The 12,337-nt window shown below is 72.1% G+C and carries 10 protein-coding genes; 7 read left to right on the top strand and 3 right to left on the bottom strand.

All coding sequences use genetic code 11. The features are described from left to right. The first annotated feature begins 31 nt into the window (after positions 1–31). The 4 genes from OOJ98_RS18665 (at position 32) to OOJ98_RS18650 (ending at position 4,169) form a co-directional block, all read left to right on the top strand. A complete protein-coding gene (locus OOJ98_RS18665) occupies positions 32–610 on the top strand; it encodes a hypothetical protein (RefSeq protein ID WP_267056031.1) in 579 nt (192 codons plus the stop codon). 732 nt (positions 611–1,342) lie between these two features. After that, entirely contained in the window at positions 1,343–2,554 is a 1,212-nt protein-coding gene (locus OOJ98_RS18660; RefSeq protein WP_267056030.1) for a pyridoxal phosphate-dependent aminotransferase, read from the top strand. A gap of 88 nt (positions 2,555–2,642) precedes the next feature. Next, on the top strand, positions 2,643–3,029 hold the full coding sequence (locus OOJ98_RS18655; RefSeq protein ID WP_267056029.1) for a hypothetical protein: 387 nt from the start codon (positions 2,643–2,645) through the stop codon (positions 3,027–3,029). A gap of 123 nt (positions 3,030–3,152) precedes the next feature. After that, positions 3,153–4,169, top strand: a complete 1,017-nt coding sequence (locus tag OOJ98_RS18650) for a YdcF family protein (RefSeq protein ID WP_267056028.1) — start codon at positions 3,153–3,155, stop codon at positions 4,167–4,169. A gap of 203 nt (positions 4,170–4,372) precedes the next feature. Here the strand turns inward: OOJ98_RS18650 and OOJ98_RS18645 are convergent, their stop codons facing one another. Continuing rightward, a complete protein-coding gene (locus tag OOJ98_RS18645; protein WP_267056027.1) occupies positions 4,373–6,196 on the bottom strand; it encodes a phosphoenolpyruvate carboxykinase (GTP) in 1,824 nt (607 codons plus the stop codon). A 298-nt stretch (positions 6,197–6,494) separates the two neighbouring features. Here OOJ98_RS18645 and OOJ98_RS18640 point away from each other — a divergent pair, with 298 nt between their 5' ends. Next, positions 6,495–7,175: a hemolysin III family protein gene (locus OOJ98_RS18640; RefSeq protein ID WP_267056026.1), complete on the top strand. Its 681-nt coding sequence runs from the start codon at positions 6,495–6,497 to the stop codon at positions 7,173–7,175. Positions 7,176–7,328: 153 nt separating this feature from the next. Beyond that, positions 7,329–7,973, top strand: a complete 645-nt coding sequence (locus OOJ98_RS18635) for a TetR/AcrR family transcriptional regulator (protein WP_267056025.1) — start codon at positions 7,329–7,331, stop codon at positions 7,971–7,973. 134 nt (positions 7,974–8,107) lie between these two features. Here the strand turns inward: OOJ98_RS18635 and OOJ98_RS18630 are convergent, their stop codons facing one another. Next, a complete protein-coding gene (locus tag OOJ98_RS18630) occupies positions 8,108–8,806 on the bottom strand; it encodes an SDR family NAD(P)-dependent oxidoreductase (RefSeq protein ID WP_267056024.1) in 699 nt (232 codons plus the stop codon). 105 nt (positions 8,807–8,911) lie between these two features. Here OOJ98_RS18630 and OOJ98_RS18625 point away from each other — a divergent pair, with 105 nt between their 5' ends. Further along, positions 8,912–9,838, top strand: coding sequence for a helix-turn-helix transcriptional regulator (locus OOJ98_RS18625; protein ID WP_267056023.1), 927 nt, complete (start codon positions 8,912–8,914; stop codon positions 9,836–9,838). A gap of 475 nt (positions 9,839–10,313) precedes the next feature. Here the strand turns inward: OOJ98_RS18625 and OOJ98_RS18620 are convergent, their stop codons facing one another. Then, positions 10,314–12,335, bottom strand: a complete 2,022-nt coding sequence (locus OOJ98_RS18620) for a thioredoxin domain-containing protein (protein ID WP_267056022.1) — start codon at positions 12,333–12,335, stop codon at positions 10,314–10,316. Between the last annotated feature and the right edge of the window lie 2 nt (positions 12,336–12,337).

Here is a 12,337-nt window from a genome sequence, read left to right as displayed (position 1 = left end):
GTTCGTGGGGCGGGGGCCCTAGGGTCCGGCCATGCGTCTGCCCAGAACCGAGCCGGCGGTGGTCGCGGTGACCGGGGCCTGCCTGCTGCTCGCCCTGCTCCTCGGCGTCACCCCGGTCCTGACCGCGCTCACCGCGCACGCGGGCTGGATCCTGGTCCCGAGCGCGCTCGGGGCGCCCCTGGCCCTGCCGCCGCTGCGTGCGGTGCCGCTGGGCGGCCTGACCCTGCTCCAACTGCTCTGCGAGGACTTCGCGGTGGCGGTGCTGCTGACGGTGGCGGGGCTGCGCATGCGCCGCCATGTGCGCCTGCGCCCTGCGGCGGGCCGCGCGCGCCGCGCCCTCGCGGGCTGGACCGCCCTCGTCGCGGGCGGGGCGGCGTCGGGCCTGTGGCGCGGACTGGTGACGGCGCGGGTCGCTGACGCGGGGGTGGGGGGCTGGGTGGTGTACGGGGTGGTGGGGGTGGTGCTCGGGGCGGCGTGGGGGCTGCTCCTCGGCTGGCTCCCCGCCGCGGCCGCGGCCGGCTGGGCGGGCCCTGGGGCGCCCGGCGTCAGCATCCCGCCGCCCACGCCTGCGGACCGCGCCGGCGTCCCGCGCAGTTCCCCGCGCCCCTAGGTAGGTCGGCCTGGGCAGCACGGCCACCCGAGCACCCCCAGCCCATCCGGCTGCTCGCCCCCGGCCCGTGCAGGCCACCTCAGCCCGTCCGGCGATTGAGGACGAGCGCCCTTCAGGCGCGTTCGGGGTCTGGGGCGGAGCCCCAGGACACCCCGCCTACGTCTGCGGACCGTGCCCGCGTCTCGCGCAGTTCCCCGCGCCCCTAGGTAGGTCGGCCTGGGCGGCACGGCCACCCCGAGGACACCCAGCCCGTCCGGCAGCTCGCCCCCGGCCCGTGCAGGCCACCTCAGCCCGTCCGGCGATTGAGGACGAGCGCCCTTCAGGCGCGTTCGGGGTCTGGGGCGGAGCCCCAGGCAACCCGCCTACGTCTGCGGACCGTGCCCGCGTCTCGCGCAGTTCCCCGCGCCCCTAGGTGGGTCGGCTTGGGCGACATGCCCGGTCTCGGCAACCCCAGCCCGTCCGGCGATTGAGGACGAGCGCCCTTAAGGCGCGAACCGGGGTCTGGGGCGGAGCCCCAGGGGGCTCGGGTGGGGAAGATCTCACCTCGTGCGGGTGGGCCCGTAATCCAAGCCCAGGGCTCCACCCAACCCCCACGCCCCCCACCCCACCCCGCCCCGCCACATTGCGATGGAAGCCAGGAAGGGAAGGGGACGCGCGCCGGGCGCGCCGCACCCACCCGCCCGGCCCCAAAACACGCGGCATGCCGCGAAACGCGCCCGTAAGGTGGCCGTCATGCAGGTGATCCAGTCGACGAAGCTCGCGAATGTCTGTTACGAGATCCGGGGCCCGGTGCTCGAAGAGGCGATGCGCCTCGAAGCGCAGGGCCACCGCATCCTCAAGCTGAACACGGGCAACCCCGCGGCGTTCGGCTTCGAGTGCCCGCCCGAGATCCTGGAGGACATCCTCCGCAACCTGTCGGGCGCGCACGGCTACGGCGACGCGAAGGGCCTGCTGTCCGCGCGCCGCGCGGTGATGCAGCACTACCAGACCAAGGGCATCGAGCTCGGCGTCGAGGACGTCTACATCGGCAACGGCGTCTCCGAGCTGATCCAGATGTCGATGCAGGCGCTGCTCGACGACGGCGACGAGGTGCTCGTCCCCGCGCCGGACTACCCCCTGTGGACGGCCTCGGTCTCCCTCGCGGGCGGCACCGCCGTGCACTACCGCTGCGACGAGCAGGCCGACTGGATGCCGGACCTCGCCGACATCGAGCGCAAGGTCACCGACCGCACCAAGGCCATCGTCATCATCAACCCGAACAATCCGACGGGTGCGGTGTACGACGACGAGATGCTGCGCGGGCTCACCGAGATCGCCCGCCGCCACAACCTGGTGGTCTGCTCGGACGAGATCTACGACCGCATCCTGTACGACGGCGCCACCCACACCCCGACCGCGGTGATCGCCCCCGACCTGATGGTGCTCACCTTCAACGGGCTCTCGAAGAACTACCGGGTGGCCGGCTACCGCTCGGGCTGGCTCGCGGTGTGCGGGCCGAAGGCCCACGCGACCTCGTACATCGAGGGCCTGACCATCCTCGCGAACATGCGCCTGTGCGCGAACATGCCGTCCCAGCACGCGGTGGCCACCGCGCTCGGCGGCCGGCAGTCGATCGAGCAGCTGGTCCTGCCGGGCGGCCGCCTCCTGGAGCAGCGGGACACGGCGTACGACCTGCTCACCCAGATCCCCGGCGTGACCTGTGTGAAGCCGAAGGGCGCGCTGTATCTGTTCCCGCGCCTCGACCCGGCCGTCTACAAGGTCAAGGACGACCGCCAGATGGTCCTCGACCTGCTCAGGGCCGAGAAGATCATGGTGGTGCACGGCTCGGGGTTCAACTGGCCCGAGCCCGACCACTTCCGCATCGTGACCCTGCCTGCCGCGAAGGACCTGGCCGACGCGGTGACGCGGATCGGGAAGTTCCTCGACGGCTACAGCCAGATGTAGCCGGGCCCGGTCGCACACCCGATCGGGGTCAACTTTAGACAGAATCTAAGCTAGGATGGCTTCCTGAGACGTTCAGGAGGCCATTCCCATGTACGAGCCGATCCGCACCAAGTCGGTCCACCGCACGATGGCCGCCGACAGTGAGCGCGTCCCGCACCGCTCCCGCGAGGACGAACTGGACATCCAGCTGGCCGGCCATCTCTCCGCGCTGCTCGCCGTCACCGACGAGCTCGGCCTCACCGACGCAGGCGACGCCATCGCCCGCCAGGTCGCCCGGCTGCGCGGCGGCCTCCCCCCGGTGCGCCACGCGGGGCTCAGCGGCGCCGACGCCGGCGCCCTGCACGCCCGCGCCCACGCGCTCGCGGGCCGCGCCCTGGTCGTCGCCGCCTCGCGCGCGGACACCGCGTCGGCGATCCTGGCCGCGGAGCGCATGGACGCCCACGCCGCGGCCACCGCGCTCACCGCCGCTTCCTGAGCGGCCCCTGATCGGCCCCGGTCCGCGAGCCGCGGAGGTCCGCGGACCGGGTGCCACCGATGGTGCGGGGCCGGGCTTCGGCCCGGCCCCGTGCAACTCCCCCGCGCTGCCTACGATGTGGGCGTGTTCGCCTATGCCCTAGCGGCTCTGTTCCTCGTCCTGTTCGGCATCGGCGTCCTGCGCGACCGCCGACGCTTCAGCAACGCCGTCTACCTCGGCCTCGCCGTCGTCTTCCTGACCCTCGCCCTGCTCGTGCTGGTCGACGACACGACCGGCCCCGCGCACCCGGTCCTCAAATGGGCCACGGTCGCCCTGCTCCTGGTGCCGGTCGTCGGCGCGTGCGCGCTGCCGTTCCTGCTGCTCTCCAACGGCGTGAAGATGATCCGCAGGGAGGGCCGCAGCCCGGCCAACCTGCTGTCCTTCCTGGCCGGCCTCGGCATCCTCGGCCTCGTGGCCCTGCTCATCACCGCCGTGGCGAGCGGCTCCCGCACGCTGGCGATCGCGGGCGTCACCCTGACGCTGATCGTCGGCTACGTGTCGTTCCTCTTCTTCTGCTTCATCGCCTACGCCTTTCTGTACGGGCGCCTCCAGCCGCGCAAGGACCTCGACTACGTGGTGGTCCTCGGCTGCGGCCTCACCGGCGGCGACCGGGTGCCGCCGCTCCTGGCCAGCCGGCTGGAGCGCGGACGCCGGATCTACGAGTCCCAACGCGACCGGGGCAAACGCCCGTTGCTCCTCGTCTCGGGCGGCAAGGGCTCCGACGAGAAGCTGCCCGAGTCCCACGCGATGGCCGCGTACCTGACCGCGAAGGGCGTTCCGGCCGGGGACATCCTGCTGGAGGACCGCTCCCGTACGACCGAGGAGAACCTGCGCTACAGCGCGGAGCTGATGTCCGCCGGGCCGTCGCCCGACTACAGGTGCGTCATCGTGACCAACAACTTCCACGCGTTCCGGGCGGCGCTGACGGCGCGCGCCACCGGGGTCGACGGGCAGGTCGTGGGGTCGCCCACGGCGGCGTACTTCTGGCCCAGCGCCACGCTCCGCGAGTTCGCGGCGATCTTCCTCGCGCACCGGCGCGTCAATCTGACGGTCGTCGGCGTCCTGGCCGCGCTGGGGATCGGAGCCTGGCTGCTCAGCTGAGCCGGGACGGCCTCGTACCGAGGAAGGAAAGGGGCCGGCCCCCGGAGCCGTGAGGGGGCTCCGGGGGCCGGCGATGCGCGGCGGGTCACGCGTGACCCCACAGGTCAGGGCGGATGTCGAACCGACCCGCCGCTTCACCTCCGGCCGGGCCGTGCCAGGACAGGCGGCGGGCCCGCACCGGAGGGGGTTTTCGAGGGAACGGTTCAGCCGAGGCGGGAGACCAGGGCGCGGTACTCGTCCCACAGCTCCTTGGGCGCGTGGTCGCCGAAGGTGTTGAGGTGCTCGGGGACCAGCGCCGCCTCCTCGCGCCAGATCTCGGTGTCGACCTTGAGCAGGAAGTCGAGGTCGGCCTCGGGCAGGTCGAGGCCCTCGGTGTCGAGGGACTCCTTCGTCGGCAGGATGCCGATGGGCGTCTCGACGCCCTCCGCCTTGCCTTCGAGGCGCTCCACGATCCACTTCAGGACGCGGCTGTTCTCGCCGAAGCCGGGCCACACGAACTTGCCCGCGTCGTTCTTGCGGAACCAGTTGACGTAGTAGATCTTCGGGAGCTTCGCGGCGTCCGCGGTGGCGCCGACCTTGACCCAGTGGGCCATGTAGTCGCCCATGTTGTAGCCGCAGAACGGCAGCATCGCGAACGGGTCGCGGCGCAGCTCGCCGACCTTGCCCTCGGCGGCCGCGGTCTTCTCGGACGCCACGTTCGCGCCGAGGAAGACGCCGTGGTTCCAGTCGAAGGACTCGGTCACCAGCGGCACCGCGGAGGCGCGGCGGCCGCCGAAGAGGATGGCCGAGATCGGCACGCCCTTGGGGTCCTCCCACTCCGGCGCGATGGTGGGGCACTGCCCGGCCGGCGTGGTGAAGCGGGCGTTGGGGTGGGCGGCCGGAGTGTCGGACGCGGGCGTCCAGTCGTTGCCCTTCCAGTCCGTGAGGTGCGCGGGCGTCGTCTCGGTCATGCCCTCCCACCACACGTCGCCGTCGTCGGTGAGCGCGACGTTGGTGAAGACGGAGTTGCCCCACAGGGTCTTCATGGCGTTGGCGTTGGTGTGCTCGCCGGTGCCGGGCGCGACGCCGAAGAACCCCGCCTCGGGGTTGATCGCGTACAGCTGGCCGTCCTCGCCGAAGCGCATCCAGGCGATGTCGTCGCCGATCGTCTCGACCTTCCAGCCGGGGATGGTCGGCTCCAGCATGGCGAGGTTGGTCTTGCCGCAGGCGCTCGGGAAGGCCGCCGTGACGTACTTGGCCTCGCCGTTCGGCGGGGTCAGCTTGAGCACGAGCATGTGCTCGGCGAGCCAGCCCTCGTCGCGCGCCATGACGGAGGCGATGCGCAGCGCGTAGCACTTCTTGCCGAGCAGGGCGTTGCCGCCGTAGCCCGAGCCGTAGGACCAGATCTCGCGCGACTCGGGGAAGTGCGAGATGTACTTGGTGGTGTTGCAGGGCCACGGCACGTCGGCCTCGCCCTCGGCCAGCGGGGCGCCCAGGGTGTGGACGGCCTTCACGAAGAAGCCGTCGGTGCCGAGCTCGTCCAGGACGCGCTGTCCCATGCGGGTCATGGTGCGCATCGACACGGCGACGTACGCGGAGTCGGTGATCTCGACGCCGATCGCGGAGAGCGGCGAGCCGACGGGGCCCATGCAGAAGGGCACGACGTACATCGTGCGGCCGCGCATCGACCCGCGGAAGATGCCCTTCTCCCCCGCGAAGATGTCCTTCATCTCGGCCGGGGCCTTCCAGTGGTTGGTCGGGCCCGCGTCCTCCTCCTTCTCGGAGCAGATGAAGGTGCGGTCCTCGACCCGGGCGACGTCACGCGGGTCGGAGGCGGCGTAGTACGAGTTGGGGCGCTTGGCCTCGTCCAGCTTCTTGAACGTGCCCTTGGCGACGAGCTCCCCGCACAGGCGCTCGTACTCGGTCTCGGATCCGTCGCACCAGACCACACTGTCCGGCTGGGTCAGTTCCGCGATCTCGTTGACCCACGAGATCAGTTCCTGGTGCTTGGTGGGGACAGAGAGGGGAGCCGCGATATCGCGCGCCACGATCGCTCCTAGATGAGGTCTTCGGGAGGGTTTGACGAACTACTTCATTGCCGCCCCGTGGGGGCTGCGACCCGGATGCTTGACCCCGTGGATCCTCTTGGCGCTCATCCGGTGCCGACCGCACTCATCTGATCTTCCGCGTCGATCGCCCATATGTCCAGGGGGCCTCTCACGTGAGCATCACCACTTACCGCCTTCTTAACTGCCATTTGCCGTTCACTTACCCGACGGCCGCCGGACCCTGAGTAACAGGCCGTACCTATGCGTAACTTACGGAGCCGTAGGTAGCATGCGGACCATGACTGATCAGGTGATGGCTGACGTGATCGACCCGGTGACGCAGATGGTGAAGCCGAAGATGCGCGGCTGGCTGCACGCCGGGATGTTCCCGGCCGCGCTGATCTCGGGCCTGGTGCTGACCGCCTTCGCGGGGTCCGCCAAGGCGCGGATCGCCTGCGGGATCTTCGCCCTGACCGCCTGTCTGCTCTTCGGAGTCAGCGGCCTCTACCACCGGGGGAACTGGGGCCCGCGCGGCGAGGCGATCCTGCGCCGCCTGGACCACGCCAACATCTTCCTCATCATCGCGGGCACCTACACCCCGCTCACCCTGCTCCTGCTGCCCGGCTCCACGGGCCGCGTCCTGCTGTGGGCGATCTGGGCGGCCGCGGCGGCCGGCATCGTCTTCCGGGTCTTCTGGATCGGCGCCCCGCGCTGGCTCTACACCCCGTGCTACCTGGCGATGGGCTGGGCCGCGGTCTTCTTCCTGCCCGACTTCATGCGCACCGGCGGCATCGCGGTGCTGGTCCTGGTGATCGTGGGCGGGCTCCTCTACAGCGCGGGCGGCGTCATCTACGGCCTCAAGCGCCCGAACCCGTCGCCGCGTTTCTTCGGCTTCCACGAGGTCTTCCACTCCTTGACGCTCGCGGCGTTCGTCGTGCACTACGTGGGCATCTCGCTGGTGGCCTACCAGCACGGGTAGCCCTCCGGACCCGGCTCGGCCGCGAGGGCCCCGGCGCGCGTGATGCGCCGGGGCCCTCGCCCTGCGCGGGGACGCCGACTGCCTCCTGCCTCCTGCCTCCTGCCTCCTGCCTCCTGCCTCCTGCCTCCTGCCTCCTGCCGGACAATGAAGCCCATGCACGCCACGCCCCGTACCAGCGCCAGTTCCGCCGTGTCCGAGGACGGCCTGCGACCACGACTGAGCCTGCGCGAGCGCAAGAAGATCAAGACGCGCGTCGCGATCCGCCGGGCCATGTACCGGCTGACCGCGGAGCAGGGGTACGAGGCCACGACGGTCGAGCAGATCGCGGAGGCGGCGGAGGTGTCCCCCTCGACGGTGTTCCGCTACTTCCCGACGAAGGAGGACATCGTCCTCACCGACGAGTTCGACCCGATCCTGCTGCGGGAGATGCGGGCCCGGCCGGCCGGGGAGCCGCCGCTGCGGTCCCTGCGGCACGTGGTGACCGAGGCGACCCGGCTCGCGCTGCTCGACGACCGCGAGGAGACGGTGCAGCGGACGCGGCTGATGGTGGAGGTGCCGGCGCTGCGGGCCCGGATGATGGAGTCGATGGCCTCGACGAGTCGGCAGCTCTGCGAGGTGCTCGCGGAGCGGAGCGGGCGGGAAGTCGATCTGGAGGTGCGGGTGTTCGCGATGGCGGTGCTGGGCGCGCTGCACGAGACGACGGTGTACTGGGCGGAACGGGGCCATGAGGACGACATCCTGACGCTCATCGGTCAGACCCTGGACACCCTTGAGGCGGGCCTCCCGCTGGGCACCTAGGGCGCGTACGAGTCGTAATCAAGGTGCATCCCCGCGGCGCCGTGGTGGGCACGGGCGGTATGGGCACGGCGGTGTGGGCACGAGCGGTGAAGGCACGGGCGGTATGGGCGCGGGCGGTGTAGGCGGGGGCGGTGTCAGGACCAGGCGATCTCGCCATGGCGGGAGACGAAGCGTCCACTGCCGGCGCCGGGCCCCTCGGTGGCGAGAGCGACGATCGCGTCCGTGCCCTCGGTGACGGTCTGGAAGCCGCTGTGCCCGTTGAGGTCGGTCGCGGTGTAGCCGGGGTCGGCAGCGTTGACGCGGACACCCTTGAGCCCCTTGGCGTACTGCGTGGTCAACATCGTCAGCGCCGCCTTCGAGGAGGTGTACAGCGGCGCGACGACGTGCGACTCGGGCCGGCCGGCGTCGTGGGTGAGGGCGAGGGACCCCATGCCGCTGCTGACGTTGACGATCGCCGGGTCGTCCGAGCGGCGCAGCAGCGGCAGGAACGCGGTGGTGGTCCGGATGACACCGATGACGTTGACGTCGAGGACGTCGCGGGCGTCGGCGGCGGTGAGGCCACTGGGATCGCCGACGGGACCGTGCACACCAGCGTTGTTGATCAGGACGTCGATCCTGCCCTCGTGTCCGGCGACGTCCGCGGCCGCGGCGGCCACGGAGGCGTCGTCCGTCACGTCGATGGGGACGAAGCGCGCGCCGAGCGCAGCGGCGGCCTCTTCGCCCTGTTCGCGGTCGCGTGCTCCGACGAGCACGGTGTGGCCGCACTCGATGAGGCGGCGGGCGGTCTCGCGGCCGAGTCCCTTGTTGGCTCCGGTGATGAAGGTGATCGTCATGCCGTCGACTCTGCTCCCGGCCGGGGCGGCGGACCAGGGACGGTTCGACGGTAGGAAGCCCAGTACCACCCTCGCGCCCCCGTGCGCGACCGGGGATGCAGGAGGATGGAGCTCATGTCGGCGACACCTGGAACCGGACTGGGCGTGATGATCCGCACGTGGCGGGACCGGCTGCCCCCGTCGGCCGCCGGGCTGCCGGTGGCCCGCGGGCGCCGGGCGGCCGGGCTGCGGCGCGAAGAACTGGCCGACCTGGCCGGGGTGTCGGTCGACTACATCGTGCGCCTGGAACAGGGGCGTGCCACGACACCCTCGGCGTCGGTGGTGGCGTCCCTGGCGCGGGCCCTGCAACTGTCCACCGCCGAGCGGGACCACCTGTACCGCCTAGCCCAGCTCGTACCGCCGGTGGACGGAACGATCTCCGACCACCTCCCGCCCGGCGTGCAACGGGTGCTCGCCCGCCTCGGGGACGTGGCGGTCGCCGTGTTCGCGGCGGACTGGCAGCTGGTGTGGTGGAACCGCGGGTGGGCCGCCCTGCTGGGCGACCCCTCCGCCTCGCCACCGCGGCTGCGCAACTTCGCCCGCGACAGGTTCCCGGTGGACGCCGGCCCCGCCCACCTCGCGCTGTGGCCGGTGACCGAGGCGGACCGCGACGCCACCGACGCCGCCGTCGTCTCCGACCTGCGCCGCGCCACCGGCCGCTTCCCCCAGGACAGCCGCCTGGCCGCGCTGATCCGCGAACTGAACGCGGGCAACGGGAGGTTCGCCGGGCTGTGGGCGACCGGGGAGGTGGCCGCGCACCGCGAGGACCACAAGACGATCGACCACCCGTCGGTGGGGCCGGTCACGGTGGACTGCGACGTCCTGACCGACGGCGACTCCGAACGCAAGATCGTCATCATGACCGCCGTGCCGGGCAGCGAGGACGAGACCAGGCTCCGCCTCACCGCGATCACCGGCCCACCGACCCCCACGCACCCGCCCGGCCACTCGACCCCGGCCCATCGAGGCGACCTCAGCCCTTCCGGCGATTGAGGACGAGGGCCGTTCAGGCCCGAACCGGGGTCTGGGGCGGAGCCCCAGGCAACCCCGCCTTCGCCTGCCGACCGTGCCCGCGTCCCGCGCAGTTCCCCGCGCCCCCAGCAGGATCGATGCCGGGCAGCATGCACATCCCCAGCCCGTCCGGCGATTGAGGACAAGCGCCGTTCAGGCGCGAACGGCGTCTGGGGCGGAGCCCCAGCAACCCCGCCTTCGCCTGCAGACCGTGCCCGCGTCCCGCGCAGTTCCCCGCGCCCCCAGCAGGATCGATGCCGGGCAGCATGCACACCCCCAGCCCGTCCGGCGCTTGAGGACAAGCGCCCTCAAGGCGCGAACGGGGTCTGGGGCAGAGCCCCAGGGGGCCGGGCCCCAGGGGGCCTCGCCGCACGGGAGGTGGGCGGGAGAACGCGGACGGGGTCGGGGCGGAGCCCCAGGGAGTTGGGGGGCAGGGAAGCCCCGCCGCCGGCCGGGGTCAGGTCAGGGCCTCCGCCAGCCCCTCCGGGGTGGTCACCGGCGCGTCACAGGTGAAGCGGCGGCACACATACGCCGCCGGCACCCCACCCACCAACGACCGCCCCGCAAGCAGCGGGAACTCACCGTCCGGCACCCCCACCGCCACCACCGCCCCCGGCGCGGCCGAGAGCAGCGCCGCGCGGTGCAGCGCCCCCGTCAGCGGATCGGTGGGCGCGCCCACCACCGCCACCTCCCGGGGCCCGTCGAGCACCGCCTCGGCCGCCGCCAGCCCCCACCCGATGAACCGCGGCGCCCGCGGCCCGAGCGCCCGGACCACCCCCAACGCCCCCTCCGCGGCCTCCCGGTGTGCCGAGGACCCGGTGTGTGCCGCATAGCTCAGCAGGGCCGAGGCCGCCGCCGTCCACCCGGAGGGCGTCGCGTTGTCCGTCGGGTCCTGGGGGCGCCGGATGAGCTGCTCCGCGTCGTGCGCGGTGTCGTACAGCGCGCCGCCCTCGCCGACGAACTGGTCGAGGACGATGTCGAGCAGGAAGCCGGCGAACTCCAGCCACACCCCCTCCCCCGTCACCGACGCCAGCGCGAGGAAGCCCTCGGCGGCATCGGCGTAGTCCTCCAACACCCCGCTGTTGGCGCCGACTTGGCCGTCCTTGGAGGTACGGGAGAGCCGGGCGTGGTCGTCCATGTGGACGCGTACGACGACGTCCGCCACCTCGGTCGCTCGCTCTACCAGGTCCGGCCGGTCGAAGAGCGCGCCGACCTCGGCGAGCGCCGCGATCGCCAGGCCGTTCCAGGCCGCGACGAGCTTGTCGTCCCGCCCCGGCCGCACCCGCAGCTCACGCGCCGCGAGGAGCCGCTCGCGTACCCCGTCCGCCAATTCCCCGCCACCCTCAGGGAGTTGGAGCACGGACGAGCCCTCCTCGAACGTGCCCTCCTCGGTCACCCCGAAGTGCCGCGCCGCAGCCGCTCCGTCCGGTTCACCGAGCACCTCGCTGAGCTGCGCGGGCGTCCACACATAGAACGCGCCCTCGACATGGTGCCCCGCACCGTCCTCGCTGTCGGCGTCGAGCGCGGAGGCGTAGCCGCCCTCATTCGTGCGCAGCTCGCGCACCATGAAGTCGGCGGTCTCCAGGGCGACGCGGCGCGCGAGCGCGGAGCCGGTGACGCGCCACAGGTGGGCGTAGACCCGGCACAGCAGGGCGTTGTCGTACAGCATCTTCTCGAAGTGCGGTACGAGCGTGCCCCCCGGGCGCGGGCGCAGGACGTAGCGGTGGAAGCCGCCGCCCAGCTGGTCGTAGAGGCTGGAGCGGGCCATCGCCTCGCAGATGCCCTCGGCCATTTCGAGGGCCGCCTCGGAGCCGGTACGCGTGTGGTGGCGCAGCAGGAACTCGATGACCATGCTCGGCGGGAACTTGGTGTCCCCGCCGCCCAGCCAGCCGCTCGCGGGGTCGTACTCCCGGGTGATCCCGAGCAGCGCCTGCGCCAGCTCGTCCTCGCCGGGCAACCCGCCCGCGCCGTGGTCGAGCTCGCGCGCGGCCAGATCACGCGTGATCTTCCCGGCGACCTCGGCCACCTCGTCGCGCCGGCCGGCCCACGCGCCCTGCACACCTTCGAGCACCTGCCGGAACGAGGGCATGCCGTGCCGCGGCTCGGGCGGGAAGTACGTACCGAAGTAGAAGGGCTCGCCGTCCGGCGTCATGAACACGGTCATGGGCCAGCCGCCCTGCCCGGTAGCGGCCTGCACGGCCTCCATGTAGACGGCGTCGACGTCGGGCCGCTCCTCACGGTCGACCTTGACGCTGACGAAGTGCTCGTTCATGTAGGCCGCAGTGACCTCGTCCTCGAACGACTCGTGCGCGAGGACGTGACACCAGTGGCACGCCGAGTAGCCGACGGACAGCAGAACAGGCACATCCCGCTTTCTGGCCTCCTCGAACGCCTCGGGCGACCAGGGCCACCAGTCGACGGGATTGTCGGCGTGCTGGAGGAGGTACGGGGAGGTGGTCTGCGCGAGTCGGTTGGCCATGC

The sequence above is a fragment of the Streptomyces sp. NBC_00083 genome (genome assembly GCF_026343295.1).
Lineage (GTDB): Bacteria > Actinomycetota > Actinomycetes > Streptomycetales > Streptomycetaceae > Streptomyces.
Note: the sequence above shows the minus strand (reverse complement) of the source record. Positions and strands in the feature narration are given on the sequence as shown.

Excerpts from the sequence above, each read along its gene's own strand:
- OOJ98_RS18630 (WP_267056024.1), bottom strand. The coding sequence starts at position 8,806 with ATGACGATCACCTTCATCACCGGAGCCAACAAGGGACTCGGCCGCGAG.
- OOJ98_RS18620 (WP_267056022.1), bottom strand. The coding sequence starts at position 12,335 with ATGGCCAACCGACTCGCGCAGACCACCTCCCCGTACCTCCTCCAGCAC.
- OOJ98_RS18625 (WP_267056023.1), top strand. The coding sequence starts at position 8,912 with ATGGAGCTCATGTCGGCGACACCTGGAACCGGACTGGGCGTGATGATC.
- OOJ98_RS18640 (WP_267056026.1), top strand. The coding sequence starts at position 6,495 with ATGACTGATCAGGTGATGGCTGACGTGATCGACCCGGTGACGCAGATG.
- OOJ98_RS18655 (WP_267056029.1), top strand. The coding sequence starts at position 2,643 with ATGTACGAGCCGATCCGCACCAAGTCGGTCCACCGCACGATGGCCGCC.
- OOJ98_RS18665 (WP_267056031.1), top strand. The coding sequence starts at position 32 with ATGCGTCTGCCCAGAACCGAGCCGGCGGTGGTCGCGGTGACCGGGGCC.
- OOJ98_RS18660 (WP_267056030.1), top strand. The coding sequence starts at position 1,343 with ATGCAGGTGATCCAGTCGACGAAGCTCGCGAATGTCTGTTACGAGATC.
- OOJ98_RS18635 (WP_267056025.1), top strand. The coding sequence starts at position 7,329 with ATGCACGCCACGCCCCGTACCAGCGCCAGTTCCGCCGTGTCCGAGGAC.